We start from the raw sequence: 23,923 nt of genomic DNA on the forward strand, positions 1-23,923 counted from the left end.
TCAGCGCAAGGCTGCCTAGGGGCACCAGGTGGCCGGCCGCACGCCAGCCCCCCGTTGACGTGCGTATGCAGGGGCGCCGGTGTCCAGGCATTCGGACTTGAATGCCGGATGCCGGCGCTGCTCCTTTCTGGATAATCGAGCATCGTCCGGCATCAACCTCCCGATAGCGCGGGGTTGACAGAGGGGTTTCGCCGGGCGGCTGCCTTGCAGCCGACATACCGCTGTGCCACGCTGCATCACGGCTGGCGAGCGGGGGTTCGATCGATGCTGTCACGGATCATGGCACTTGCCGAACCGGCCCTGGCCTCGGAAACGGCCGAGGGCGCAAGCACCGCTTATTTCGCGGCGATGGAAAGCTTCGGCGCTTCGTATCTGCAGACCCGCCTCTACCGAAGGCCGACAGCGACGCTGACCTCGGCCAGCCATTGGGCGGCTGGAGGCTTCATCACGCGGCTGGCGCCGGCGGACTGGCCGGGCAGCCCGGCATTCGACTATGTCTGCTTCGAATGCAATCCGTTGCTGGGCGCGATCCGCGAAAACCGCACGCGCTACCGCTTCTCCGATTTTGCCCCGCGCGGCAGCGCGCAATTCGGTACCTACTGGGACGCGCTCGGCGAGGCGGCGATCAACGACGCGCTTTGTTCCACCTCCTATGGGGCGGATGGCGCCATAGCCTCGCTGCATCTCGGCTTCCACCGGCGCGACTTCACGGATGAAGAGAGTTTTGCCATCCAGATGGCCGGCCTCGTGCTGACCGAACGGCTGATGGATCTGACGACGCCCCCGCCCACCGCCACCGTCCGGCTGACGGTGCGCGAGCGCGACAGCCTGGCGCTTGTCGCCGAAGGCAAGACGGATTGGGAAATCTCGGTCATTCTCGGCATTGCCGAAGCGACGGTGCGCTTCCATGTCGACAATGCCAGGCGCAAGCTCGGCGCCGTCAACCGCGCGCAAGCGGTGGCGCGGCTGGTGAACCAGCGGCTGATCTAACAATCCCGCAAACAAAAAGGCCGCCCCTTCGAGCGGCCTTTCGTCAAGACTATCAGCTGCTTACAGCGAAGATGTGATCTGCAGTTCGCTGGCGCCGTCCAACGCGTAGACGTCGTCGCGGAACTGGACGACCCCTGGTCCGGTCGACCAGGCGGAGAGATAGAGGAAGTGCACCGGCACCGGGTTGGTGACCTGGATCGGCGTGTTCTGGCCAGTCTTGATCGCCGCCTCGAAATGCTGGCGGTCCCAACCGGGCGTGTCGCGCAGGATCCAGGTGACGAGATCGCGCACGTTCTGGACGCGCACGCAGCCCGAGGAATCGAAGCGCATCATCTTGCCGAACAGGCTCTGCTGCGGGGTGTCGTGCATGTAGACGCCGTCCGGGCTCGGGAAGTTGATCTTGACCGACGCCATGGCGTTTTCCGAACCGGGATCCTGGCGGAACCGGTACTTGGCCGCATCATCCGTCGACCAGTCGACATTCATCGGATCGACTTCGCTGCCATCCGGCGCGAACAGGCGGATATGGCTGTTCTTCAAATAGTTGGGGTCCTTCCGCATCAGTGGAATGATGTCCTTGCGCACGATCGAAACCGGCGCGTTCCAGTACGGGTTGACGATGATCTCGTTGATCTTGGAATTGACGATCGGCGTCTGGCGATCGATCTTGCCGACGATAGCGGTGTGGCGGAGCACGACGCGGTCATTCTCGACCGCTTCGATCTGAGCGGCCGGAATGTCGACCAGCACGTAGCGGTTGCCGAGCGTGCCGGCCTTCTCCTTCAGCCGCAGCAGGTTGGTCTGCAACTGGCCGAGCCGGACCTGCGCCGAAACATTCATCGCCGCATAGGTGTATTTGCCCATGGAGCCGTCAGCCGGCAAGCCGTGGCGCAACTGGAACCGCTTGACGGCCGAGTCGACATAGGAATCGAAGGCCGTCGATATGCCGGCGCTCTGCGACAGATCGCCCGCAACCATCAGGCGCTTGCGCAGCGGCACCACGTCCGGATCATCGACGCCTAGTTCCAGCTTCTTGGTCGCGGGAACCTCTACCCAGCCGCCCTGCCCGACAATGTTCTGATACTGCGCGACCGCCTGCTCGGTAAACGCAACGGTCTGCGGGCTGAAGATCGGCAGCGTCGAGGCGACCTTGCCGCCTTCGCTGGCGCGGGCGTCGAACTGATCGTCCCAATTGCCGCGGGCCGAGGATTTCAGGATATCCCCGATCACATCCTGCGCGCTCGCACGGCCGGCCACCATGGCGGCGGCGAGCAACGAGGCTCCGGAAAGGAAAAAGCGGCGGCTGGTTCTCATGGACGTTCCAGACATAGGTAGCGGTTCGATCATTTGCTGTGTCGATCATCGGGCGATCTCGCCCGCACTCTAAAATTGGCAATCTTAACAATTAGCCAACCATGGCCCGTATCACATTGCCAAGAAACGCACGAGGCGCGATACGGTTGCGGGTGGACGCATGATCTTCACGACAGCATCACTGCCACCCTCGGTTCCATTGGAATATGGCGGCAACGTGGCCTTGCGCCCAATTTGAGCCGACCGGCGTGGCGAAATGAAAGGGGCGTGGTTTTTCGGTATCGAACCCACCTTGCCCTCGCATTGTCAGGGCCATGACGTGGCGCGCGGGAACCGCGGCGTTCTATCGGCGCGGACAGCTAAGGCTTCGGGCTGGTCTTGGCCTTTAGCTCCGAACACCGTTGCAGCACCTGGTACTCGGGATACCGCAATATCTTGTTGTCATCGAGTTTGAGCAACAGCGCGCGTCTCTTCTCGACACTCTGCTCGTCATCCGAGCAGGTCATGTCCATGATGACTGCCTCCAGGCCCCTGAGTTTCTGGACCCTGTCGAGTGTGCAGCCGACTTCCCACATGTCCACGGACTTGTCGGTGAAGGTCACCCTGGAATCATTGTTGTCGCAGGGGCTGCTGCCTTCGATGGCGAAGGAGTCTTTCCACCAGTCCTCCGCGAAGGCCATTTCCGGTGCCAGCAGGAGCACCGCGGCGACCGAACAGATTTTGAAGCAGTTCCTCGAGCCCATCATGTCCCCCTTGCGCGGCGACATTAGCATTGTCGAGGCGAAAGCAAAGCGGGCGGCGGAAGCCGCCGGTGACCGGCTTCCGGTGCTGCATCGGTCAAGAGACGACCACCGAACTGCCGGCTGGCTGTCCTTGACGAGAAAAAGGGCCGGTGCTTTTCGGCACCGGCCCCTGACTGGAGGTCGCTGTTCCGGCCACGCTTCTGCGGCGCGGCTGCCGTTCGTGGATTGCTTACATCCGGTAGGCGATGGTGTCGTTCCAGAAGCGGTCGAGGCGCTGCAGGGCGCGGTTCATCTGCTTGAACTCGTCGGTGTTGATGCCGCCGACCTGTTCGATCGAGCCGACATGGCGCTCATAGAGACCGGCGACCACGTCCGCCACCTCATTGCCCTTCGGGGTCAGCGAGACGCGGACCGAACGGCGGTCGATGCGCGAACGCTGGTGGTTGATGAAGCCGAGATCGACCAGCTTCTTCAGATTGTAGGAGACGTTCGAGCCGAGATAGTAGCCACGCGAGCGCAGCTCGCCGGCGGTCAGCTCGGAATTGCCGATGTTGAAGAGTAGCAGCGCCTGGATGGCATTGATGTCGGAACGGCCGTTGCGGTCGAATTCGTCCTTGATGACATCAAGCAGACGGCGGTGCAGCCGCTCGACCAGCTGCAGCGATTCCATGTACAGGGAACGGATAGCCTCGCGGCGATCGTCGGAAACGTTGGCGGTCTTCGCCGCCGGACGCGAATTGATCATTGTCTTTGCCTCTCGTTTGTCGCCCTGGTGATTTTTTGTTTTTCACCTTGATCGCGACACTATCGAATACTCATAAAATTCGACTTAAACGCTAGGGCTAACAAGAGCTTACCGGTAAGAGGTTTCGGAAGAGGCTTAACGAACGGTCACCCGAGTAAGGATAATTAACCTAAAGGCTTAGGCAGTCATCGCAGGGTTCAATCCGGGCGTTTGCCAAGACGCCAACGGGCTCAACGGTTTAGTGCCGGACGGGGCGTTTTTGCAGCCATATGACGACGCGAAAGACGATGTAGAGCAGCGCCACCGCCGCATGCGAGACGACGATCAGCAGGCGATGACCGAAAAGCTCGGGAAAACCGGCATACATGACGGTCTCGGTGACCGCGCAGATGAACCAGATCACCGGCCCCCACGAGGCCAGCATCCAGAGCCCCGCCGCGGCAAAGGGGAAAAACACGGCGAGCATCACCGCCGCCACCTGCCAATGCACCGGCATCAGGTCGAAGCGCCACAGCGAGCCCGGATAGAAGCCGATCAGCTTGATCCAGTAGAGAATGCCGAACAAAAGGCAGTAGCCGGCGATGACGCGCTGGAACCAGGCGAAGATCACCTCGACCGTCGAGGGCTGCAGCACGACGCGTCTCGACGTCACCTCGCTCATAGCTGGAGTTCCCGTTCGCCGAGCGGGGCGAAATAGGCATCGATATCGGCCGCGCTCACCGCATCCAGTTTCGCCGGCCGCCATTGCGGGGTCGAGCCTTTGTCGATGATGGCGGCGCGGATGCCCTCGTAGAAATCATGGCCGGCGAGCATGCGGTTGAGAATGCGGAACTCCATCTTCATGCATTCATCCATCGACAGCGTCTGGCCGGCACCGATCTCGCGCCAGGCAATGTGAAGGCTGGTCGGCGAGCGGCTTCTGATCATCGCCAGTGTCTTCTCGGCAAAGGCATCACCGCCGGCTGCGTCCTCAAGACTGGCGATGATGCCGGCGAGCGTGCCTTGCGAAAAATGGCGGGCGATCGAATCAAGGTCCTGCCGTTCCGTCTCGCGTTTGGCCGGGACGAAGAAATCCCGCAACTCGGCGTTCGGGTCATTGCTGGTCGCCAGCTCGTCAAGCAGCCCTGCCTGATCGTCGGCCTTGATCGTGTGCGTGGCAAGGCCGGACCACAGCGCATCGCCATAACGGATACGCGCTCCCGTCAAGCCGAGATACATGCCAAAGCTGCCGCCAAGATCCGGAAGCAGATGGCTGGCACCGACATCGGGGAAGAAGCCGATGCCGACCTCGGGCATGGCGAACTGCGCATTCTCGGTCATTATGCGGTGTGAGCCATGGAAGGAGATACCGACGCCGCCGCCCATGACGATGCCGTCGATCAGCGCGACATAGGGTTTCTTGAAGCGCGCGATGCGGGCGTTGAGCCTGTATTCATCAGCAAAGAAATCGACTGGCGGCTTGCCGGCGCGGCCGCCCTCGTAGACCTGCAGGATATCGCCGCCGGCGGAAAACGCCCTGCCCTCCGCCTTGACGACGACGACGTTGACGCTCGCGTCCTGCTCCCAGGCATCGAGCGCCTTGCCGAGCGCCTTGACCATGTTGTGCGTGATGGCATTGAGCGCCTTCGGCCGCGTCAGCGTGACGACACCGGCTCTGCCCAGCCGCTCGAAGCGGATCTCGTCGCCGCCACCAAAATCCATCGCCAGAGAATCCCTCCCCCGCGCCTGCGGGATTGAAGTGCTAAAGGCGGCGCATGGGTGCGTCAATGGCAGCAGCCTCCGCGCCGTGGTCTTGGCGACCGGCGGCGGCCGATGCTACGAAGATCGCCGCCGTCGCAAGCGATGCGCCGCTATCGCGCGCCGACGGCGTCGGGGAACAGTTGGCCATGCCAGGATTTCTTTGTGCCTTGCTTTTGACGATCGGGGTGACAATCGCCTGCATGGCGCCTCGTGATGCGTTCGCCGTCACGACCGACGAGCTCTACCAATCACAGACCATCGTCACCGGCCAGGGCGAGGTGAACCGCCAGATAGGCTTCAGGGATTGCCTGGACCGGGTCCTGGTCAGGGTCTCAGGCGATCGGCGTCTTCCTGAGAAACCCGAAATGGCGGCCCTTCGCGACAAGGCCGGCGATTTCGTCGACACCTTCCGCTACCACGACCGGCTGGAGGGCATTCCGATCCATGACGAGCAAGGCACGCATGACCGGCCGCACGATCTGACCTGCCTCTACAAGCCCGCCACGGTCGACAAGCTGCTCGCGCAACTCGGCAGCAAGCCCTGGCCTGGCGAGCGACCGACGCTTGCCGTCTTTTTCACCGCCGAACAGGGTGCCCGGCATTTCGTGCTCAGCGCCGAAGAGAAGCGTGGTGAGACGATGCGCGAATCCTTCGCCAATGCCACCGGTCCGCTGTTGATGCATGTGGTGTTTCCGAAGGCAGCGCTGCTGGCCGAATTCGGCGAAAAAGGGCTGCGCACCGACGACATGGCAAGGCTGGATCGCCTGGCCAAACAGACCGGTGGCACACAAGCGCTCGCCGGCAGCATCGTATGGAGCGACAAGGAGCTCGGCTGGATCGCCGACTGGCGGCTGGCCGATCAGGGCAAGACCTATCGCTGGCAGGTCCGCGGCGTCAGCTTCGACGAGGCGTTCCGTGTGGCCATCGGAGGCGCAGCGCAGATTCTTTCGGGCAATGGGCAACCCTGACCGGATAGACATGGCAGGACGTACGCCCCACCGCCGGCTTGGCACAAACGTGTCGCATTGGTCTGCGCCAAGGGCTCGTGGTAAAAGCCGCTGAAAGAGAGTTTTGGCGATGAACAAATTCACCCCGACAAAGCCAGCCGGCGCGCGCAGCGTCGACGAAATCACCGGCAGCCGCCGCCTGCGTCGCATGCGCAAGGCCGATTGGTCGCGCCGCCTGGTGCAGGAGAACCGGGTCACCGTCGACGACCTGATCTGGCCGATCTTCGTCGTCGAGGGCAGGAACGTACGCGAGCCGATCGCCGCCATGCCCGGCGTCTTCCGCCTGTCGGTCGATCTCGCTGTCAAGGAGGCCGAACGCGCGGCCAAGCTCGGCATTCCGGCGCTCGCCACCTTCCCCAATGTCGAACTCGGCCTGCGCGACCAGACCGGTTCGCACATTCTCGACCCGGAAAACATCATCAACCGCGCCACCCGCGCCATCAAGGACGCGGTGCCCGGGATCGGCATCATCACCGACGCGGCGCTCGACCCGTTCACCAGCCACGGCCATGACGGCATCCTGCGCGACGGCATCATCGTCAACGACGAAACGGTCGAACAGGTCGCGGCGGCGGCCGTCATCCAGGCAGCGGCCGGCGCCGACATCATCGCGCCGTCCGACATGATGGACGGCCGCATCGGCGCCATCCGCGACGCGCTCGACGCAAACGGCTTTCAGGACGTGGCGATCATGTCCTATGCGACGAAATTCGCCTCGGCCTTCTACGGCCCCTACCGCGAGGCGGTGGGCACCGCCGGCCTGCTCAAGGGCGACAAGAAGACCTATTACATCGACCACGCCAATTCGGACGAGGCGGTGCGCGAGGCCGAGCAGGACATCGCCGAGGGCGCCGACATGCTGATGGTCAAGCCCGGCCTGCCCTATCTCGACATCATCCGCCGGCTGAAGGACGAATTCCAGATGCCGACCTTCGCCTACCAGGTGTCGGGCGAGTATTCGATGATCAAGGCGGCGGGCGCCAATGGCTGGATCGACGGCGAGAAAGCGATGCTGGAATCGCTGCTCGCCTTCAAGCGCGCCGGCTGCGACGGCATCCTGACCTATTTCGCGCCAGAAGTGGCACAGATGCTTAAGGGCTAGTCCCGGCCTCCCCGCAAAGCCTTTCAGCAGATGTCACCATTCTTTCGCCCCGCCGGCGGTTCTTTCGAATTCCCGCAGACAAAAACCGGCGGCTGCGGCTATGATGCCGGCACGGCCGGAGGCGGCCGGCAGCCCGCACCTCGCCGAGAGGTATGGCGAACGCCTCCAGAGGATGCTTCCTGACCGTTTCACCGTCGGGCGAAGGCGTCGGCAATGCGGGCACTGACGAAGGCTTCGCCGTGACCCCGAGGAAACGGACATGCTTGCCTATCGTGATGCCAAGACCATGGCGAAAGCCATGCGGGAGGCGCTTGCCGACCGCGACCTGACGATCAGCCACAGCGAAGCGCTAGAGATCGTCGCGCGCCAGTTCGGACTGGCGACCTGGAATATCCTTTCGGCGAAGATCGAAGCGCCGCCTGCCAGGCAGGAGACAATCATCTTCGAACGGATAGCACCGATCGTGCGCATCTTCGACATAGCCAAAGCGCACGAATTCTACCTCGGCTATCTCGGCTTCAGCGTGGACTGGGAGCACCGATACGGCGACAACTTCCCGCTTTATACGCAGGTTTCGCGCGGCAACCTTGTCCTGCATTTGTCCGAACATGCCGGCGACGCGACCCCGGGCGGCAACATGGTCGTCTATATGAGAGGCATTCGCGACTTCCACAGGGAACTTGCGGGCAAGGGTTACCGCTACATGAACCCCGGCCTGGAACATGAGGACGGGCGGCTGACGGTCGAGGTCATCGACCCGTTCAGCAACCATATCCGCTTCATGGAACTCACCGACGAATGAGCCGACAGGGCAGCCGTCGCCGGCGGCTGCCCGTCGCCATCCGAACAATGCGGACATCGATTGGCAGCGATGTCCGGCTTTCGTTCTGCAAATAGCACTTGCAATTCGCAATCGGATTGCTACAAAAAACTGCTTGCGAAACACAACCGGTTACAAAGGAGGCTTTCATGTCCATGCTGCGTGTCAACGCATTCACCCTGTCGCTCGACGGCTACGGCGCCGGTCCCGATCAGGATCTGCAAAACCCGCTCGGCATCGGCGGGGAATCCTTGCACAAGTGGTTTGTCGACACCCCAACCTTCCGCAATATGGTGCTCGGAAAAGATGGCGGCACCAACGATATCAACGAGACGTTCGCGGCGCGCAGTTTCGAAAACCTCGGCGCATGGATCCTCGGCCGCAACATGTTCGGGCCGATCCGCGGCGAGTGGCCCGACGACAGTTGGAAAGGCTGGTGGGGCGTCAACCCTCCCTACCATGTGCCGGTTTTCGTGCTGACGCACCACGAGCGGGCGCCCATCACGATGGAAGGCGGCACGACCTTCTATTTTGTGACCGACGGCATCCATTCGGCGCTCGAACAGGCCAAGGCGGCGGCCGGCGGCAAGGATGTGCGGATCGGCGGCGGGGTCTCCACCATCCGGCAATATCTGCAGGAGAGCTTGATCGACGAGATGCATCTGGCAATCTCGCCGGTGTTGCTCGGCAAGGGCGAGCACCTCTTCGCTGGCCTGGACATGTTGAAGCTTGGCTATCAATGCACCGAGCAGGTGGCGACGGCGCTTGCCACGCATGTGGTGATCAAACGTGGTTAGCGGCTTTCTCCCCGTTCTACGGGGAGAAATGCCCGGCAGGGCAATGAGGGGCGGCGCTGACGTTTCGAAGATTTGCGCTGCCGGCGACGCAAGCGATTGCATACGGTTGAAGGATGACTAGGCCCAACTTTCGACGCTGGCGCTGCCTCTCATCCGCCTGCCGGCACCTTCGCCCCGTATAGTGACGGGGAGAAGGGAGCTAGTCTCAATACTTCTCCGGCACGTAAAGTTCGCGCGGCAGCGTCTGGCGCTCGTATTCGGGATTGAAGACGCGTTCCGGTAGTGTGATTTCCTCGTGCGGCACCTCTTCATACGGCATCTGCTTGAGCAGATGATCGATGCAGTTCAGACGCGCGCGCTTCTTGTCGTTGCCCTCGACGATGAACCAGGGCGCCTCGGGAATGTTGGTGCGGGCGAAGGTTTCTTCCTTAGCCTTGGTGTACTGCTCCCAGCGCACGCGCGACTGCAGGTCCATCGGCGACAGCTTCCATTGCTTCATCGGGTCATGGATGCGCATCAGGAAGCGCATCTGCTGCTCCTCGTCGGTGATCGAGAACCAGTACTTCACGACAGTGATGCCCGAGCGCACCAGCATGCGTTCGAACTCGGGGACGTCGCGGAAGAATTCCTCGACCTGCCCTCCATCGGCAAAGCCCATCACCCGCTCGACGCCGGAGCGGTTGTACCAGGAGCGGTCGAACAGCACGATCTCGCCGCCTGCCGGCAGATGCGGGACATAACGCTGGAAGTACCATTGCGACTTCTCGCGCTCGGTCGGCGCGGGCAGCGCCACGACACGGCAGATGCGCGGGTTGAGCCGCTGGGTGATGCGCTTGATGACGCCGCCCTTGCCGGCGGAATCGCGCCCCTCGAAAATCACCACCAGCTTCTTCTTGTGGTAGGCGACCCAGGACTGCAGCTTGATCAGTTCGGACTGCAGGGTGATCAGGTCGCGAAAATATTGCATGCGGTCGATCGAAGGCGGATGCGCGTTCTTGTAGATCTTGGCGATCTCCATCGACAGCGCCGGCTCCGACATCTCGAGCTCATAATCTTCGTCGAGCGTGTCGGCGAGCTCGGCTTCGAGCCAGTCCTTGGCGGGAGAATTCTGTCTTAGCTCGGTCATTTGCACTGCTCCGCTTGCAAGCCCTGTCGGTTTCCGTACGGCGCCCCAAAGTGCTGGCCAGCAGCCTGGAAGGGAAACACCTGAGCCGACTTCAATATAGACCGGCAGTGACGGTTTTATTGCAGCCCAAGCGCGATAGCGGCCGCCGCGGCGGCCGCCATGTCCAATTGATCCATCGCCATGGCATGGCGACAAGCCGGCTGAATTGTCCTACAAATGGCCGTCACATTCCGGGCAGCCCTTTGGCCCCGCCCCCATTCAACACGATCGCGAGGACTGACATGGAATACCGCACCCTTGGCCGTTCCGGCCTGAAGGTTTCGACACTGACTTTGGGCACGATGACCTTCGGCGGCACYGGACCCTTCGCCGCGGTCGGCAACAGCGATCTTACCGAAGCCAAACGCATGATCGACATGTGCATCGACGCCGGCATCAACCTCATCGACACCGCCAATGTCTATTCCAACGGCCTGTCGGAGGAGATCATCGGCGAGGCGCTCGGCGGCAAGCGCAGGAACGACGTGCTGATCGCCTCCAAGGCGCGCATGCGGATCGGCGGCGGGCCGAACGACGAAGGCCTGTCGCGCCACCACCTGATCCGCGAATGCGAGAAGAGCCTGAAGCGGCTGAAGACCGACGTCATCGATATCTATTTCGTTCACCAGTGGGACGGGCTTACCCCGGTCGAGGAAACGGTCGCGGCGCTCGACACTTTGGTCAACCAGGGCAAGGTGCGCTATATCGGCTGCTCCAACTGGTCCGGCTGGCAGGTGATGAAGGCGCTCGGGATCAGCGACAGCCGCCACCAGCAGCGCTTCGTCACCCAGCAGATCCACTACACGCTGGAGGCGCGCGAGGCGGAATATGAACTTCTGCCGATCTCGGTCGACCAGGGACTGGGCGTGCTGGTCTGGAGCCCGCTCGCCGGCGGCCTGCTGTCCGGCAAATACCACCGCGACAGCCCGACCGCACGGCAACTCGCCGGCTGGTCCGAGCCGCCGATCCGCGACGAGGACCGGCTCTGGCGGATCGTCGACGTGCTGGTCGAGATCGGCAGGGATCGCGGCGTGTCGGCCGCACAGGTGGCACTCGCCTGGCTGCTCGGACGCCCCGCCGTCTCCTCGCTGGTGATCGGCGCCCGCAACGATGCCCAGCTCAAGGACAATCTCGCGGCCGCAAGCCTGGCGCTCAGCCATGAGGAACGCCAGCGCCTCGACGAGGTCAGCCGGCCGGCCTTGCTCTACCCCTATTGGCACCAGCAATTGACGGCAAAGGATCGTTTTGGCGCCGCCGATCTGGTGATCGACCGCAGCGTCATCTGACAGCAGAGGAGCAACGCCCAAAGCACGTCACGTCGAAGCGGATTGAGGTGACGCGCTTCATGCCTGTTTTGCATGTCGTTCGTTTGAGCGACATGCTTCAGCCCTCGATGAAACGCCAGACTTGGGCATCCGGCTTGAGCTGGCCGCTCAGCACGAAATATTTGTAGAGTACCAACAAGGAGATCGCCTGTTCGGTCCGTTCGTTAGCGAAGGTCCGGCAATAGGCATTCGCAGCCGCGACGATGCGCTCTGCCTTCTCCGGGTGCCGTTCGAAATAGGCCACATGCTCGGCAACGTCGGAGAAATCCGCCGCAAGCGGCACATAATGGACATTGGCCTCGAGATGCCGCTCCGCGAACCATGTTTCGTATGTCGGCGGCGGCATCAGGCAGAGCGACTTCGAGCTCAGTATCCATTTGAGATTGGTCGCCACGTCATTGCCTTCGAGCGAGACGATGTAGCGGTAGCGCTGGTGCTGGCTGATGCTGAGAAAGGGCTTGGCATATTCGGCCGGCGCGTTCGGCTTGTGCGAGCCGACGTCGCAGAACGGCAGGTCGCGCACCGCTTGCAGAAACCGTGTCCTGATCGGATTGTTGAGATCGCCGCGCCACACCACCATAGGCAACTTGTCGGCGAACGAAATGGGATCAGCCGGCATCTGGAAGTGACGGAATTTGTCGAGCTTCATGATGACCGCGTTCCGGTCGTCATCACGGATGGGCCGATCCTTCACGATCGCCGGCACTTTCGGCACATCCCTGACGTCGCCAAATTCGATGTCGATGAGCAATGCGGGATCGAAATAGCGGGCGAATTCCTTCAGGTCGTAATAGTACATGGTCGGCGTGAAGGGCAGCTTGCTGACCCGCACGGCATTGGCGCTTGGCGCGAACCCATCCTGCAGCTTGTTGTAGTAATTCAACCGCCGGCGCGCCGCCTCGTCGGAAAGCATGGCCTGTTCGAGCCGAACAGCCAGCCTGCGACGGAACAGGGCTTGGGGAATGACATCGCGCACGACGTTTCGCGCATAGTAGAAAACCCTTGCCGACGTCCGCGCAATTGTGGCCATGATTCACTTGGTCAAAACAAACAGGCAGCTCTCAAATACGCTGGCGCCCCGCGTTTCCTACATCATTATGGCGCCGATCTGGCAAGCCCCCGGATCTCTTGGGTCGCGCCCGCACACTGTCGTTTCAGCTGTTGTGTTTGACGGCTAATGCTCCTAGGCAGGGTCAGAGCCGCAAGGCAGGTCAAAAGGAGCCGATATGGCGCGAGCACCAAACTACGATCAGGAACGCAAGGAACGCGACCGGCAGAAGGCGGCGAAGAAGGCCGAAAAGCTGGCGGCCAAGGTTGCCGCGCGCGAACGTTCCAAGCCCGAGACAGAGATCGAAAGCGAAACGGCGGAATGACGGCAAAAGGCCCGCATATGCGGGCCTTGCCTCAATCCAGGGTGTGGCTCAACGTCAGGCAGGAGCCTTGTCGCTGACAAAGACGTCCACTTCGCGCGCCGCGGCGATAAAGGCGCGCCGCGCGTTCATGGCCGGCTTGTCGCCGGCCAACGCATCGTGGCAGGCCTGCAGCGCCGCGCGGTGCTTAGGGCTGCGCTTGCCGGGCCAGTTGTTGAGCAGGTAGTCGGAAGCCTCGCGGGCCGTGCGCAAGAGCTGAGTGCTTCCCGCCGTGACGGACTTGACGGTCACGGGTGTATCAAATCGGTTGTTTTCCATCGCCGCTCTTACGCCATCGGCGTCCGTGAAGCGAGGCCGAAAGTGCGCTTGGCGTCAGGCGCCGTCCGTTTTTGCCGGCGAGCGCCCTGCCCTGTAGCGGTGCTAAGCAGCCACGACGGCAAATCCCCTGGCGCGAAGACCGCGCCGGTCGTTGGCGAGCGACGTCACCAGCCGGTCGCGGCTGCCGACGATGTGAGCGGCAAGCAGGCGGGCCGCTTCATCGGCCTCGCCAAGGCGCGCGGCGGCCAGTATGGCGCGGTGTTCAGCCCAGGCACGACCAAGGGCCGCTTCGTCACGCACTTCCAGCCAGCGGGCGCGAGACAGGCGCGTCATGGCATCGCGCACCGCCCGGAACAGGAATTCGTTGCCCGACAGGCGCGCCAGCTCGATGTGAAAATCCATGCCGACGCGATGCCACTCCTCGCGCGGCGTATTCTCGTCGCAGGAATCGAGCATCGCTTCGATGACGTCGATGGCGCTCTTTTCGGCATGCATGCATGTCAGCCGCACGGCCGCGACCTCGACCGCTTCGCGATAGACCGCGATCTGCTCGAGCTCGGCAAGGTTGATGGGCGATACCGTCCAGCCGCGGCCGTCCCTGCCCACCAGCCCCTCGGTCTCCAGCCGCAGAAGTGCGGCCCTGACCGGCGTGCGCGAGGCGGCGAAGCGGCCTTCGATCCAACGCTCTGTCAGTTTCTCGCCTGGACCGATCTCGAGCCCCAGGATCATCTCGCGCAACTGCCGTTCGACATTCTGCATTTGCGACATCGGGCTTCCTTGTTGCCGCATTGACAGCAGCCGGGCTGGGGTTCATGACGGATACCATCTTGGTATCCCAAAACGGTATCCGCAACAAGCGCGGATGTCGAGCAGGCAGGACATGACACAGGAAGACACGAAACAGAGCGGTTACAACATCCATTGGCGGGGCAATCTCGCCGTCTGTTTCGCGGGCTCGTTCAGCACGCTGATCGCCATGACCCTGCTGCTGCCTTTCCTGCCGCTCTATGTCGAACAGCTCGGCGCGCAGGGCCATGCGGCCATCGTGCAGTGGTCCGGCGTCGCCTACGGCGCCACCTTCTTCGCCGCAGCCTTGGTCGCGCCACTGTGGGGACGGCTGGGCGACCGCTTCGGCCGCAAGGTGATGCTGGTGCGCGCCAGCTTCGGCATGGCGATCTGCATGTCGCTGACGGGCATGGTCGAAACGGTCTGGCAACTGGTGCTGCTGCGCCTGCTTATCGGCTTTGCCGGCGGCTATTCGTCGGGGTCGACCATATTGGTGGCCATGCAGACGCCCAAGGACCGTTCCGGCTGGGCGCTGGGCGTCCTGTCGGCGGGGATAACGGCGGGCTCGCTGGTCGGCCCGCTGCTCGGTGGTGCGCTGCCGCCTGTGATCGGCATCCGTGCCACCTTCCTCTTGTCCGGCGGCGTCATCTTCCTGGCCTTCCTGGCAACGACCTTCCTGATCAAGGAGACCCCGCGCCCGAAGCCGGTAAAGGCGGAATCGGGCGCCAGGCCGAAAAGCGGCTGGTCCCGGATCCCCGACAAGCGCCCGGTCGTGGCCATGCTGGTGACCGGCATGCTGCTGGCCTTCGCCACCATGTCAATCGAGCCGATCATCACCGTCTATGTGCAGCAGCTCGTCGAGGACCAGGGCCGGGTGACCATGGTCGCCGGCGTGGTGATGTCGGCGGCGGCGCTGGGCACCATCCTGTCGGCGTCCTGGCTCGGCAAGCTCGCTGACCGCGTCGGCCACTGGAACGTCGTCGTCGGGGCATTGGCCGTCTCTGCCCTGCTGCTCATTCCGCAAGCCTTCGTCACCAATGGCTGGCAACTGATCGGCCTGCGCTTCCTGATGGGTCTGGCGCTCGGCGGCTTGCTGCCTTGCATCACCAGCGTCATCCGTCACAATATCCCCGACGGCATCGGCGGCAATGTGCTTGGCCTGGCGATCTCGGCGCAATATGTCGGGCAGGTTGCGGGTCCATTGTCCGGCGGCTTCGTCGGCGGTCACTTCGGCATGCGTTCGGTGTTTCTCGCCACATCGGTGCTTATGGCCGGCGGAGCGGTCTACAACTGGATTGTCCAGTCGCGACGCACACGACATATGGCGTTGGAAGCAAGCGAGTCCTGAGAGGCTCCGGATCGTTGCGAAGAGGGACAGCCGACATGAATTCCACCGAACCCAGCCGCGCCCTCGTGCTTGCCGGCGGTCTCGTCGGCGCGGCGGGCGTGGCGCTGTCGGCAGCGGCCGCGCATCGCGGCGGCGCCTTCACCGGCACGGCCGCGTCGTTCCTCCTGATGCACGCGCCGGTCTTCCTCGCCGTCGGCCTCATCGGCGCGAATCGCTGCCTGCGGATCGCCAGCCTCGTCCTGCTTGCCGGGCTCCTGCTTTTCGCGGGCGATCTCCTCGCCCGCGACTTCCTCGGATCGAGACTGTTTCCGATGTCGGCGCCGATCGGTGGCACCCTGCTCATCGCCGGCTGGCTGGGAGTAGCGATTTCCGCCTTGGTGCGTCCGCGTTCCTGAGGCCTACAGCCAGGGTCAATCCCTGGGGCGTTCGGTGCGGATCCAGAGATCGCGATTGCGTGCGGCCGGCTTCGTCAGCCGCCGCACCTCCGGCCGCTCCGCGGCCGGAGCGATGCCCCAGTAGTTGCGATAGATGTCCTCGAACAGATGCTTGATGGGATGCATGGGCCTTCTCCCTTCGGATTGAATCGATCCAATGACTGAGCAAAAAATACCTCGCTCAGCTACGCTTGAGCTCCACAAGGAAGCGAAAGTCGCGAATCCATGGGCCGGTCCTGTCCCGGCGCCTGGAACTGTTGGCGCCCGACCTGATGCTCCAGTCGTTGCGATAGATGTCTTCGAACAGATAATTGACGGGATGCATGGCGCACCTCCCCTAGACTATTGCGGGAGAACAAATCCCCCTCTTGGATCGATTCAAACATAGGCCTGCGGGCACCTCCAGTCAAGCAAAATTTGAATCGATCCAACAAAAGTGCTAGATGCAAATCCTGAACGTGCTAAATGCATGTCAGGAGGCACGCACAATGGCGTCACTCACCGCAGGCAATCCAAGGCCCGTCCGGCTGGCCGACATCGCCAAGGCAGCCGGCGTTTCGCACGGCACCGCGTCCAACGTCTTCAGCCGCCCCGAGATCGTGCGCGAGGAAGTCCGCGAACGGGTCAAGGCAGCAGCCGAAGCGATGGGCTATGGCGGGCCGGATCCCAAAGGGCGGTTGCTGCGGGCCGGCAAGGTCAACGCCATTGGCGTCGCCACGGCCGAGCCCCTCTCCTACTTCTTCGACGATCCGTTCGCGCGCGTCATGATGGCGGGCATCTCGCAGGCCTGCGACGCAACAGGAGCCGGCATCTCGCTGGTCTCGGCCGCCAATAACGAGCAGCTTGCCTGGAACATCCAGAGCGCCCTCGTCGACGGTTTCATCGTCTTCTGTATCGAAGGCGGTTCGCGCCTGGTGCAATTGGCACGCGAGCGCAAACTGCCTTTCGTGGCGCTCGACCTCGCTTCCGAAGATGGGTCGGTCGCGACAATCGGCATCGACAATGTCGCTGGTGCCGCCATGGCCGCGCGCCATCTCATCGACCTTGGGCACCGTCGCTTTGCCGTGCTGGCGCTGCAGTTTGCCGACGGCAGGACAGGCCCCGTTTCCCCAGAGCAGGTGCAGACCGCGGTTTATGCAGGAACGCGAGACCGTCTCACCGGCTATTTCCAGGAGCTTTCGCGGGTCGGCGTCGACACATCCAAAGTCCCGGTCTACGAAACCGCCAACGATGCGGCCAGCACGATCGCAGGGCTGGAGACCATCTTCGGCGCCGCCGAACCGCCTACGGCGATCCTGGCAATGTCGGACAGGATGGCTCTGGTGGCGCTCGAATGGCTGAGCGCGCGCAAGCTGAACGTCCCCGGCGACGTTTCGATCGTCGGGTTCGATGGCGTTCCGGAGGCCGCGGTGTCCGAGCCGCCATTGACCACCGTCGCCCAACCGATTGCCGAGATCGGCCGTCTCGCCGTCAAGGCGATCCTGGAAAACGACGGCACGGCAAATCGCCGGCAACTGCCTGTCGAACTGATCGTGCGGGCCTCATCGGCTCCGCCGCGCGGCTGAACCGCCCGCCGGTTAGCGATTGGCCCTTGCTACCGCCGAGATGCCGAAAGACGTACGGACCGGCATGACGTCCTTTTGCGCCGCGCGAACCTTGCCAGAGCCGCCGATGGTCGACAGCCATTCGAGATAGAAGGCGAGCGCGAACTGCATGGCTATGCCGGCCGACAGCAGCAGGCTGTCATAGCCAAGCCCGCCCGGATTGATCAGTTTCATCACCTGCGCGACCATGGCGATCACCGTGCCGGCGATGAAGACCGGCAGCGAGCGCTTGCCCAGAATCGCCAGCGGATGGTCCGGGCTGGTGCGGAACAGGTTCGACAGCGCCGGCAAGGCGACGATCAGGTAGCTGACCGCCAGTATATGCAACAGACGCGGCAGCGACAGGAAGGTCTTGTCGAAGCCGCCGATCACCACGGGCAGCTTGAACCAGGTTATCTGCCCCCAGAGCGGACTGTGCACCCAGATCAGCGCCGCTGCCACATAGGCCGCGGCCGCGCCGACCAGCCAGCGGTTGACCGGAATGACGCCGCCGCGCCGGACATGCAGCATGGCCGCCACGCCGATGTTGAACAGGAACTGCCAGGACAGCGGGTTCAGAAACCAGAAGCCGGGCTCGGGACAGTTGGGCGGGGCGATCTGCCAGATGCCGGCGACGAACCACAGCGCACCGGAGGCGACAAGTGCGGCGACCGGCCGGGAGCTGATGAACAGGACGAAGGCCGGAGCCATCAGGAGCAACACAGCATAGACCGGCAGGATGTTGTTGTAGCCAAGCTGATGGCCGAGCGTGACGATGCCAACCAGCCCTTCCGGCGTGTTCTTCATCAATGGCTCGATGTTGATCAGTTTCAGCAGTTCCGGCCGCCTGGTGAACACTGCCACGGTGCAGAACAATGCGATCACCACCATGGTCGTGACAAGATGGGCGACGTAGAGCACGCCTGCCCGCCGCCACATCTTCAGCGTGGCCAGAAGCCGGCCACCCGGCCGGAACTTGGTGCCGTAGGCGAGCGCGACGGAGATGCCGGAAATCAGCACGAACGCCTCGGCCGCGTCCGAGAACCCGAAATTCTTGTATGTCAGCGTCTCGAACGCCGTGCCGGGCACATGGTCGATGAAAATGACAATCAGCGCCAAAGCGCGCAGCACATCGATACGCGTATCGCGTTCGGGGATACGCGGGTCGCGATCCGGGATACGCAAATCGCGATCCGACAAAACAGGGGTAGTCATCGACAAAAGGCCTCAAAGCTGGTTGTTCATGTCCAGCAATGCGACCCCCGACGCACCGCTTCGATTCCTCCCACGCGGAGTATATCGGCGCATAAACGGGCCGGAATGCGCCTGGTTCAATCAACTTTCGCGGAGCGTGAAAATATTGCGTTTTGAAGCCGGCAAATTGAGCGGAACCTCATATAATCAAGAGGATGCGGGATGATCGGCGACAGCATCGAAAACGGCCCCCTGGTCACGGATCTGGCCTTTGCCTATCGCCTGCTGGGTGCCGACAAGGGCGGTCGCGAATGCCTGTTCCTGTTGCATGGATCGGGTGTGGACGAGACCACTTTGGTGCCGCTGGCAAGACGGATCGCACCCGGCGTCACGCTGGTGGCGGTGCGCGGCCGCATCCCGCAGGAAGACGGTTTCCGCTGGTTCGAGCGGATAGACCCGACGCGCTTCGAACAGAAGAGCATCCTCGCCGAAACCGCTGCCTTCGCGGCATTTGCGCGCGAGGCCGCCAGCCGCCATGGGCTCGATCTCGCCAGCACAACATTTCTTGGCTATTCGAACGGCGCCAATCTGGTTTCCAGCCTGATGCTGCTTCATCCAGGCATCGTTCGCAGGGCAGCCCTGCTGAGGCCGATGCCGGTGCTCGACCATGTGCCGGCGACGGATCTTGCGGGAACAAGGACGCTGATCATCGCAGGCGCCTCAGACGAGACTTACGGGCCCTTCGCGCCGGCGCTCGTGACGCTGCTCAGCCGGCACCAGGCCGAGGTCGACGCCCGGATCCTTCCGTCGGGCCATGAAATCGGCGATCCGGACGCCGCGATCGTCAGGCACTGGCTGGCGGGATCGGCGGCGGCACATGTAGGCAGACAAGCTGAACCGGACACCCAGGCACGATCAGTGCTCTGACGCAAGGCGGGCCTCGGCCCCGGCAATCAAAAGCCCGAGTCCGCTTTCGAACAGCGCTTCGTGGCCGCCGGCCCGATAATGGACCAGCGCTTGCCTCAAAAGCGGATAATCCTGTGCTGCGGTGTCCTGCCTTTGCAGGTCGCAGCAAAGCGAGCCCCGCCGAGACACGCGGCCACGAAGTAGCGTCGGCCGCGCATCGAGGGCGCCAGAGCCTACCGCCCCATCCTGTTCCAGGCATCGAGCCCGGCGATCTTGTAAGCTTCCGCCAGTGTCGGATAGTTGAAGGTGTTGTTGACGAAGAAGTCGACCGTACCGCCGAGATTGATGACAGCCTGGCCGATATGGATGAGTTCGGTGGCGCCCTCGCCGACGATGTGCGCGCCGAGCAGGCGGCGCGTTTCGATCGAGAACAACAGTTTCAGGAAGCCGGTGTTGACGCCCATGATGTGTCCACGCGAAGTCTCGCGAAAGCGCGCCACGCCAACCTCATAGGCGGCTCCACTCTCGCGCACCTGTTCCTCGGACTGGCCGACAGTGGAGATCTCCGGCACGGCGTAAATGCCATAGGGGAATGTTTCCGGCGGCGGAGGGAGCGGCACGCCGAAGGCGTGGCAGGCGGCCACCCTGCCCTGCTCCATCGAGGTCGAGGCAAGGCTCGGAAAGCCGATGACATCGCCGGCGGCGTAGATGTTGGGAACGTTGGTCTGAAACGTCTGCGGATCGACCTTGATGCGGCCGCGGGAGTCGGCCTCGATGCCGACCACGTCCAGCCCCAGGCTGCCGACATTGCCGGTGCGGCCGGCGGCGTAGAGCACGACCTCCGAGCGGATGGTGCGGCCATCGGCCAGTTCCACTTCGGCGGCTTCAGGCTTGGAGCGGATTTCCTTCACCGCGCTGCCCAGCCTGATCGTCATGCCGCGATCGCGCATCTGGTGGATGAAATCGTCGACGATCTCGCGGTCGACGAAATCGAGGATTGTGTTGCGCGGCTCGACCAGTGTCACCGGCACGTCGAGCGCCGAAAAGATCGTGGCGTATTCGACGCCGATGACGCCGCCGCCGATGACCGTCAGCGTGCGCGGCAGGCGGTCGAGTTCCAGCATCTCGTCGCTGTCGAAGACGCGGGTCTTGTCGAAAGGCACGTCGCGTGGCCGGTGCGGCCTGGTGCCGACCGCGATCAGCGCGTTGGCGAAGCCGACTTCGCTGTAGTCGCCATTGTCCGATGTCAGGCTGACCTTGTTGGTGCCGAGAAATTTCACCGCCGCCCGCGCGCTCTTGACCGTGTTGCGCATGAACTGGTGCTGCAGCACCTCGACCTCGTGATCGAGCGTCTTGTGCAGCCGCTCGATCAGGTCGCCGACGGAAATATCCTGCTTGACCCGATAGCCGCGTCCATAAAAACCGCGCTCGCGCCAGCCCGAGAGATTGAGCACGGTTTCGCGCAGCGTTTTGGAGGGAATGGTGCCGGTGTGCACGGAGACGCCGCCGAGACGCCGGCCGCGGTCGACGACCAGCACCGATTTGCCGAGCTTGGCCGACTGCACCGCTGCACGGCGGCCGGAGGGGCCGCTGCCGATGACCAGCATGTCATAGTCCATAGTGCCCCGTCCCTCTGCCCCTCAGCGCTTTGTTGCGCCGCAGCAAGCTAATGCCATCCACACGGCAAATTCAACCGATTCGGATTGTGTCTCGCCTCGCTCGATCCTTGTGCCCCGGGAAAACCCCGACCTTGATTCCGACACGGGCCTTCACCATTTCATTGGCGAGCGGCCCGCACCCTATGCCGGGCCCTGTTACGAGGAAATGACATGAACGCGCGCGTTCTCGACGGCGAAATCATCAACACAAGGCTTGACGATGTCAGGGCCTATGAAGGCGTGCGCACGCGGCGCATCCTGGCCTTCGTGCTCGACTACATCATCGTCGCGCTGCTCACCATTCCCTTCGCCATACTGGTGTTCTTCCTCGGGCTTTTGACCCTCGGTCTCGGCTGGATGCTGTTCGGCATCCTGGTGCCGGCCGTCGCCATCCTCTACATCTGGAACACGCTGGGCAGCGCCGACCAGGCGACCACCGGCATGAAGATGATGGGCATCCGCCTCGATCGTCTCGACGGGCGGCCGATCGACGGCCTGACCGCGGTGGTCCATTCCGTGCTGTTCTGGGCGGGCAACGTCATCCTGTCGCCGCTGGTTCTGCTGGTGACCTTGTTTTCCGATCGCAAGCGCACGCTGCACGACCTTCTGCTCGGCACGGTGGTCAGCCGCACTGGCCGTTAAAAGGCGTTTTCCAGGGGCGCTTCCGCCTCTTCGGCGCAAATGTGAAGGCATCCGCGTGCCCACACCTTCACAATCCTGTTGAATTTTTCGCTTTCCGCGCCAAAGGTAGAGCGACTCGAAGGAGTGTTTCCAAGACTTAGATGACGCAGCATCCGACCCAGTCGCCGCAGTTCTTCCTGACCGCGCCGTCGCCGTGCCCCTATCTCGACGGCCAGTTCGAGCGCAAGGTGTTCACGCATCTGGTCGGCGACAAGGCGTCGGAGATGAACGACCTCTTGACGCAAGGCGGCTTCCGGCGCTCGCAGAACATCGCCTACCGGCCGGCCTGCGAGACCTGCCGCGCCTGTGTTTCCGTGCGCATCCTCGCCCAGGAATTCACCGCCAGCCGCAACATGAAGCGCGTGTTGCAGCACAATTCCGACCTCGTCGGCGCCATGCACAATGCCGAGCCCTCGACTGAGCAATATTCGCTGTTCCGCAGCTATCTCGATGCCCGGCACCGCCGCGGCGGCATGTCCGACATGACGGTGCTCGACTACGCCATGATGGTCGAGGACACCCATGTCGACACCAAGGTGATCGAGTACCGACGGCGCGGGCCCGACACCTTCATCACCGGCAAGGGTCAGGGTGAACTCATTGCCGTGGCGCTCACCGACAAGATGGCCGACGGCCTGTCGATGGTCTATTCCTACTTCAATCCCGAATTCGAGGAGCGTTCGCTCGGCACGTTCATGATCCTCGATCACATCGCCCGCGCCAGGGCGATGGGGCTGCCCCATGTCTACCTCGGCTACTGGGTCAACGGCTCGCGCAAGATGAATTATAAGATGCGCTTCATGCCGCAGGAGCATCTCGGCCCCAAGGGCTGGGAGCGCTACACCAACGAAGCGGTTTCACGCTGAGTTTTTCCACGATCCGCGCTTAAACAGTTTCAAGGCAGGGGATGCTGGTCTTTCAGCCGGTCGGCTGGAGAGAGTGCGCCATTGCACCGGTCAGCCGTCGGCCTGCATTTCATTGCGAAAGTTCCTGCATGTCCTCTCACCATGACCACCAGAAGGGCCTTTTGATAACCGCCATCGGCGGGCTGACGCTGACTGTCGACATACCGTTGATCCGCCTCGCCGACGGCGGCGCATGGACCATCATGCTGCTGCGCACCGGCACCACATTCGTCGCCGCCATGGTCATCTGGTCGCTCTGGCGGGCGTTGAGCCGGAACGCCCCGCCGCTTATCCCCGGCTGGTCCGGCCTGATCGTGGCGATATGCTATGGAATGACAGGGATCACCTTCGTCACCGCCGTCTATCACACCTCGACCGCCGATCTGGTGTTCATCCTTGCCTTCAACACCGTGTTCGCGGGGCTATTGTCCTGGATATTCCTGCGGGAAAGACCTCGGCTGGCGACCATCGCGGCGATGGCGATCATGATCCTCGGCGTGCTGGTCATCGTCGGCGGATCGGTCGGCACCGGCAAGCTCTTCGGCGATTTCATGGCGCTGTGCTCGGCCTTCTTCATCGCCGTCGCCATCACCATCTCGCGCGCCAGCGGCAAGGACATGGGCTTCACCTCACTCGTCGGCGTGCTCCTGCCGATGGCGCTCGCCGCCTTCATGGTGTCGGGCGAAGGCTTTCATGTGAACGCGCCCTGGTGGATCATCTTCAACGGCGCCGTCATCATGCCGATCTCGTTCTTCTGTCTTGCCGCCGGGCCGAAATACATTTCGGGGCCGGAAGTGGCGATGTTCTATCTGCTCGAAACCGTGCTGGCGCCGGTCTGGGTGTGGATGATCTTTGCCGAGACACCGACCCGCAACAGCCTGATCGGTGGCGCGATCCTGATCGTCACGCTGGTCGCCCATTCGCTCTGGCAGCTGCATGATGGCCGTAAGCGCCAGGGTGACTTCGCGGTGCACCACCCGGTTTAAGGCACG

General features: G+C 62.9%; 27 protein-coding genes. 14 read left to right on the top strand and 13 right to left on the bottom strand.

Annotated elements, in window-relative coordinates:
- Positions 1 to 264 precede the first annotated feature (264 nt).
- Entirely contained in the window at positions 265 to 990 is a 726-nt protein-coding gene (locus AC1DPX_RS27230) for a helix-turn-helix domain-containing protein (RefSeq protein ID WP_477240467.1), read from the top strand.
- 60 nt (positions 991 to 1,050) lie between these two features.
- Here AC1DPX_RS27230 and AC1DPX_RS27235 read toward each other — a convergent pair whose 3' ends face one another.
- The 5 genes from AC1DPX_RS27235 to AC1DPX_RS27255 all read right to left on the bottom strand — a co-directional run bounded on the left by AC1DPX_RS27235 (position 1,051) and on the right by AC1DPX_RS27255 (position 5,493).
- Positions 1,051 to 2,304: a L,D-transpeptidase family protein gene (locus AC1DPX_RS27235; RefSeq protein ID WP_477240469.1), complete on the bottom strand. Its 1,254-nt coding sequence runs from the start codon at positions 2,302 to 2,304 to the stop codon at positions 1,051 to 1,053.
- 359 nt (positions 2,305 to 2,663) lie between these two features.
- A complete protein-coding gene (locus AC1DPX_RS27240; protein WP_477240471.1) occupies positions 2,664 to 3,071 on the bottom strand; it encodes a hypothetical protein in 408 nt (135 codons plus the stop codon).
- A 205-nt stretch (positions 3,072 to 3,276) separates the two neighbouring features.
- Complete coding sequence (ldtR, locus tag AC1DPX_RS27245) at positions 3,277 to 3,792, bottom strand: transcriptional regulator LdtR (RefSeq protein WP_013896002.1); 516 nt, start codon at positions 3,790 to 3,792, stop codon at positions 3,277 to 3,279.
- A 238-nt stretch (positions 3,793 to 4,030) separates the two neighbouring features.
- The gene (locus tag AC1DPX_RS27250; protein ID WP_115139495.1) at positions 4,031 to 4,453 is read right to left on the bottom strand and encodes a DUF6163 family protein; all 423 of its coding nucleotides are present in this window, start codon (positions 4,451 to 4,453) and stop codon (positions 4,031 to 4,033) included.
- The gene (locus AC1DPX_RS27255) at positions 4,450 to 5,493 is read right to left on the bottom strand and encodes an enoyl-CoA hydratase/isomerase family protein (RefSeq protein WP_202354780.1); all 1,044 of its coding nucleotides are present in this window, start codon (positions 5,491 to 5,493) and stop codon (positions 4,450 to 4,452) included. The genes AC1DPX_RS27250 and AC1DPX_RS27255 overlap by 4 nt, the downstream gene beginning before the upstream one ends.
- Before the next feature lie 185 nt (positions 5,494 to 5,678).
- On the opposite strand from AC1DPX_RS27255, the gene AC1DPX_RS27260 reads away from it, so the two are divergent.
- The 4 genes from AC1DPX_RS27260 (at position 5,679) to AC1DPX_RS27275 (ending at position 9,258) form a co-directional block, all read left to right on the top strand.
- Complete coding sequence (locus AC1DPX_RS27260; RefSeq protein ID WP_477240473.1) at positions 5,679 to 6,500, top strand: DUF2066 domain-containing protein; 822 nt, start codon at positions 5,679 to 5,681, stop codon at positions 6,498 to 6,500.
- Between the two features lie 109 nt (positions 6,501 to 6,609).
- Positions 6,610 to 7,641 (top strand): porphobilinogen synthase, encoded by a 1,032-nt coding sequence (gene hemB / locus AC1DPX_RS27265; protein WP_202354782.1) that lies wholly within the window; start codon positions 6,610 to 6,612, stop codon positions 7,639 to 7,641.
- A 259-nt stretch (positions 7,642 to 7,900) separates the two neighbouring features.
- Complete coding sequence (locus AC1DPX_RS27270) at positions 7,901 to 8,443, top strand: glyoxalase superfamily protein (RefSeq protein ID WP_202354783.1); 543 nt, start codon at positions 7,901 to 7,903, stop codon at positions 8,441 to 8,443.
- A 167-nt stretch (positions 8,444 to 8,610) separates the two neighbouring features.
- Positions 8,611 to 9,258, top strand: a complete 648-nt coding sequence (locus tag AC1DPX_RS27275) for a dihydrofolate reductase family protein (RefSeq protein WP_477240535.1) — start codon at positions 8,611 to 8,613, stop codon at positions 9,256 to 9,258.
- A 205-nt stretch (positions 9,259 to 9,463) separates the two neighbouring features.
- Here the strand turns inward: AC1DPX_RS27275 and ppk2 are convergent, their stop codons facing one another.
- Positions 9,464 to 10,384, bottom strand: a complete 921-nt coding sequence (ppk2, locus tag AC1DPX_RS27280) for a polyphosphate kinase 2 (protein WP_202354784.1) — start codon at positions 10,382 to 10,384, stop codon at positions 9,464 to 9,466.
- Between the two features lie 281 nt (positions 10,385 to 10,665).
- On the opposite strand from ppk2, the gene AC1DPX_RS27285 reads away from it, so the two are divergent.
- Positions 10,666 to 11,709, top strand: coding sequence for an aldo/keto reductase (locus AC1DPX_RS27285; RefSeq protein ID WP_477240475.1), 1,044 nt, complete (start codon positions 10,666 to 10,668; stop codon positions 11,707 to 11,709).
- A 97-nt stretch (positions 11,710 to 11,806) separates the two neighbouring features.
- On the opposite strand, the gene AC1DPX_RS27290 is transcribed toward AC1DPX_RS27285, so the two are convergent.
- Positions 11,807 to 12,778: a glycosyl transferase family 90 gene (locus AC1DPX_RS27290; protein WP_477240477.1), complete on the bottom strand. Its 972-nt coding sequence runs from the start codon at positions 12,776 to 12,778 to the stop codon at positions 11,807 to 11,809.
- A 196-nt stretch (positions 12,779 to 12,974) separates the two neighbouring features.
- Between AC1DPX_RS27290 and AC1DPX_RS27295 the strand changes: the two genes are divergently transcribed.
- Positions 12,975 to 13,121 (top strand): hypothetical protein, encoded by a 147-nt coding sequence (locus AC1DPX_RS27295; protein WP_202354787.1) that lies wholly within the window; start codon positions 12,975 to 12,977, stop codon positions 13,119 to 13,121.
- A 54-nt stretch (positions 13,122 to 13,175) separates the two neighbouring features.
- On the opposite strand, the gene AC1DPX_RS27300 is transcribed toward AC1DPX_RS27295, so the two are convergent.
- On the bottom strand, positions 13,176 to 13,436 hold the full coding sequence (locus tag AC1DPX_RS27300; RefSeq protein WP_477240479.1) for a DUF982 domain-containing protein: 261 nt from the start codon (positions 13,434 to 13,436) through the stop codon (positions 13,176 to 13,178).
- A gap of 102 nt (positions 13,437 to 13,538) precedes the next feature.
- On the bottom strand, positions 13,539 to 14,204 hold the full coding sequence (locus AC1DPX_RS27305; protein ID WP_477240481.1) for a GntR family transcriptional regulator: 666 nt from the start codon (positions 14,202 to 14,204) through the stop codon (positions 13,539 to 13,541).
- A 112-nt stretch (positions 14,205 to 14,316) separates the two neighbouring features.
- Between AC1DPX_RS27305 and AC1DPX_RS27310 the strand changes: the two genes are divergently transcribed.
- Both AC1DPX_RS27310 and AC1DPX_RS27315 read left to right on the top strand, forming a co-directional pair.
- On the top strand, positions 14,317 to 15,570 hold the full coding sequence (locus tag AC1DPX_RS27310) for a multidrug efflux MFS transporter (protein ID WP_477240483.1): 1,254 nt from the start codon (positions 14,317 to 14,319) through the stop codon (positions 15,568 to 15,570).
- Positions 15,571 to 15,605: 35 nt separating this feature from the next.
- Positions 15,606 to 15,965 (top strand): DUF423 domain-containing protein, encoded by a 360-nt coding sequence (locus AC1DPX_RS27315; protein WP_477240485.1) that lies wholly within the window; start codon positions 15,606 to 15,608, stop codon positions 15,963 to 15,965.
- 15 nt (positions 15,966 to 15,980) lie between these two features.
- On the opposite strand, the gene AC1DPX_RS27320 is transcribed toward AC1DPX_RS27315, so the two are convergent.
- Both AC1DPX_RS27320 and AC1DPX_RS27325 read right to left on the bottom strand, forming a co-directional pair.
- Complete coding sequence (locus tag AC1DPX_RS27320; protein ID WP_477240487.1) at positions 15,981 to 16,130, bottom strand: hypothetical protein; 150 nt, start codon at positions 16,128 to 16,130, stop codon at positions 15,981 to 15,983.
- A 55-nt stretch (positions 16,131 to 16,185) separates the two neighbouring features.
- Positions 16,186 to 16,329, bottom strand: a complete 144-nt coding sequence (locus AC1DPX_RS27325; protein WP_477240489.1) for a hypothetical protein — start codon at positions 16,327 to 16,329, stop codon at positions 16,186 to 16,188.
- A 163-nt stretch (positions 16,330 to 16,492) separates the two neighbouring features.
- Between AC1DPX_RS27325 and AC1DPX_RS27330 the strand changes: the two genes are divergently transcribed.
- Positions 16,493 to 17,569, top strand: a complete 1,077-nt coding sequence (locus AC1DPX_RS27330; RefSeq protein WP_477240491.1) for a LacI family DNA-binding transcriptional regulator — start codon at positions 16,493 to 16,495, stop codon at positions 17,567 to 17,569.
- Between the two features lie 12 nt (positions 17,570 to 17,581).
- Here the strand turns inward: AC1DPX_RS27330 and AC1DPX_RS27335 are convergent, their stop codons facing one another.
- A complete protein-coding gene (locus AC1DPX_RS27335) occupies positions 17,582 to 18,802 on the bottom strand; it encodes an OpgC family protein (RefSeq protein WP_477240493.1) in 1,221 nt (406 codons plus the stop codon).
- 201 nt (positions 18,803 to 19,003) lie between these two features.
- Here AC1DPX_RS27335 and AC1DPX_RS27340 point away from each other — a divergent pair, with 201 nt between their 5' ends.
- The gene (locus AC1DPX_RS27340; RefSeq protein ID WP_477240495.1) at positions 19,004 to 19,708 is read left to right on the top strand and encodes an alpha/beta hydrolase; all 705 of its coding nucleotides are present in this window, start codon (positions 19,004 to 19,006) and stop codon (positions 19,706 to 19,708) included.
- A gap of 212 nt (positions 19,709 to 19,920) precedes the next feature.
- Here the strand turns inward: AC1DPX_RS27340 and sthA are convergent, their stop codons facing one another.
- Entirely contained in the window at positions 19,921 to 21,306 is a 1,386-nt protein-coding gene (gene sthA, locus AC1DPX_RS27345; protein ID WP_477240497.1) for a Si-specific NAD(P)(+) transhydrogenase, read from the bottom strand.
- Positions 21,307 to 21,516: 210 nt separating this feature from the next.
- On the opposite strand from sthA, the gene AC1DPX_RS27350 reads away from it, so the two are divergent.
- From AC1DPX_RS27350 to AC1DPX_RS27360, 3 genes are all read left to right on the top strand, one after another.
- Positions 21,517 to 21,987: an RDD family protein gene (locus tag AC1DPX_RS27350; protein ID WP_202354799.1), complete on the top strand. Its 471-nt coding sequence runs from the start codon at positions 21,517 to 21,519 to the stop codon at positions 21,985 to 21,987.
- A 140-nt stretch (positions 21,988 to 22,127) separates the two neighbouring features.
- Positions 22,128 to 22,892 carry an arginyltransferase gene (locus AC1DPX_RS27355; protein ID WP_010915563.1) on the top strand — a complete coding sequence of 255 codons (765 nt, stop codon included), beginning with the start codon at positions 22,128 to 22,130 and terminating at the stop codon, positions 22,890 to 22,892.
- A gap of 128 nt (positions 22,893 to 23,020) precedes the next feature.
- Positions 23,021 to 23,917 carry a DMT family transporter gene (locus AC1DPX_RS27360; protein ID WP_202354800.1) on the top strand — a complete coding sequence of 299 codons (897 nt, stop codon included), beginning with the start codon at positions 23,021 to 23,023 and terminating at the stop codon, positions 23,915 to 23,917.
- The last annotated feature ends 6 nt before the right edge of the window (positions 23,918 to 23,923 follow it).

Source organism: Mesorhizobium sp. 01N446, assembly GCF_056399285.1.

Excerpts from the sequence above, each read along its gene's own strand:
- AC1DPX_RS27260 (WP_477240473.1), top strand. The coding sequence starts at position 5,679 with ATGCCAGGATTTCTTTGTGCCTTGCTTTTGACGATCGGGGTGACAATC.
- AC1DPX_RS27240 (WP_477240471.1), bottom strand. The coding sequence starts at position 3,071 with ATGTCGCCGCGCAAGGGGGACATGATGGGCTCGAGGAACTGCTTCAAA.
- AC1DPX_RS27330 (WP_477240491.1), top strand. The coding sequence starts at position 16,493 with ATGGCGTCACTCACCGCAGGCAATCCAAGGCCCGTCCGGCTGGCCGAC.
- AC1DPX_RS27250 (WP_115139495.1), bottom strand. The coding sequence starts at position 4,453 with ATGAGCGAGGTGACGTCGAGACGCGTCGTGCTGCAGCCCTCGACGGTC.
- AC1DPX_RS27275 (WP_477240535.1), top strand. The coding sequence starts at position 8,611 with ATGTCCATGCTGCGTGTCAACGCATTCACCCTGTCGCTCGACGGCTAC.
- AC1DPX_RS27310 (WP_477240483.1), top strand. The coding sequence starts at position 14,317 with ATGACACAGGAAGACACGAAACAGAGCGGTTACAACATCCATTGGCGG.
- AC1DPX_RS27290 (WP_477240477.1), bottom strand. The coding sequence starts at position 12,778 with ATGGCCACAATTGCGCGGACGTCGGCAAGGGTTTTCTACTATGCGCGA.
- AC1DPX_RS27235 (WP_477240469.1), bottom strand. The coding sequence starts at position 2,304 with ATGAGAACCAGCCGCCGCTTTTTCCTTTCCGGAGCCTCGTTGCTCGCC.
- AC1DPX_RS27300 (WP_477240479.1), bottom strand. The coding sequence starts at position 13,436 with ATGGAAAACAACCGATTTGATACACCCGTGACCGTCAAGTCCGTCACG.
- AC1DPX_RS27335 (WP_477240493.1), bottom strand. The coding sequence starts at position 18,802 with ATGACTACCCCTGTTTTGTCGGATCGCGATTTGCGTATCCCGGATCGC.
- AC1DPX_RS27295 (WP_202354787.1), top strand. The coding sequence starts at position 12,975 with ATGGCGCGAGCACCAAACTACGATCAGGAACGCAAGGAACGCGACCGG.
- ppk2 (WP_202354784.1), bottom strand. The coding sequence starts at position 10,384 with ATGACCGAGCTAAGACAGAATTCTCCCGCCAAGGACTGGCTCGAAGCC.
- ldtR (WP_013896002.1), bottom strand. The coding sequence starts at position 3,792 with ATGATCAATTCGCGTCCGGCGGCGAAGACCGCCAACGTTTCCGACGAT.
- AC1DPX_RS27340 (WP_477240495.1), top strand. The coding sequence starts at position 19,004 with ATGATCGGCGACAGCATCGAAAACGGCCCCCTGGTCACGGATCTGGCC.
- AC1DPX_RS27315 (WP_477240485.1), top strand. The coding sequence starts at position 15,606 with ATGAATTCCACCGAACCCAGCCGCGCCCTCGTGCTTGCCGGCGGTCTC.
- AC1DPX_RS27360 (WP_202354800.1), top strand. The coding sequence starts at position 23,021 with ATGTCCTCTCACCATGACCACCAGAAGGGCCTTTTGATAACCGCCATC.
- AC1DPX_RS27350 (WP_202354799.1), top strand. The coding sequence starts at position 21,517 with ATGAACGCGCGCGTTCTCGACGGCGAAATCATCAACACAAGGCTTGAC.
- AC1DPX_RS27255 (WP_202354780.1), bottom strand. The coding sequence starts at position 5,493 with ATGGATTTTGGTGGCGGCGACGAGATCCGCTTCGAGCGGCTGGGCAGA.
- AC1DPX_RS27355 (WP_010915563.1), top strand. The coding sequence starts at position 22,128 with ATGACGCAGCATCCGACCCAGTCGCCGCAGTTCTTCCTGACCGCGCCG.
- AC1DPX_RS27325 (WP_477240489.1), bottom strand. The coding sequence starts at position 16,329 with ATGCATCCCGTCAATTATCTGTTCGAAGACATCTATCGCAACGACTGG.
- hemB (WP_202354782.1), top strand. The coding sequence starts at position 6,610 with ATGAACAAATTCACCCCGACAAAGCCAGCCGGCGCGCGCAGCGTCGAC.
- AC1DPX_RS27270 (WP_202354783.1), top strand. The coding sequence starts at position 7,901 with ATGCTTGCCTATCGTGATGCCAAGACCATGGCGAAAGCCATGCGGGAG.
- AC1DPX_RS27230 (WP_477240467.1), top strand. The coding sequence starts at position 265 with ATGCTGTCACGGATCATGGCACTTGCCGAACCGGCCCTGGCCTCGGAA.
- AC1DPX_RS27320 (WP_477240487.1), bottom strand. The coding sequence starts at position 16,130 with ATGCATCCCATCAAGCATCTGTTCGAGGACATCTATCGCAACTACTGG.
- sthA (WP_477240497.1), bottom strand. The coding sequence starts at position 21,306 with ATGGACTATGACATGCTGGTCATCGGCAGCGGCCCCTCCGGCCGCCGT.
- AC1DPX_RS27305 (WP_477240481.1), bottom strand. The coding sequence starts at position 14,204 with ATGTCGCAAATGCAGAATGTCGAACGGCAGTTGCGCGAGATGATCCTG.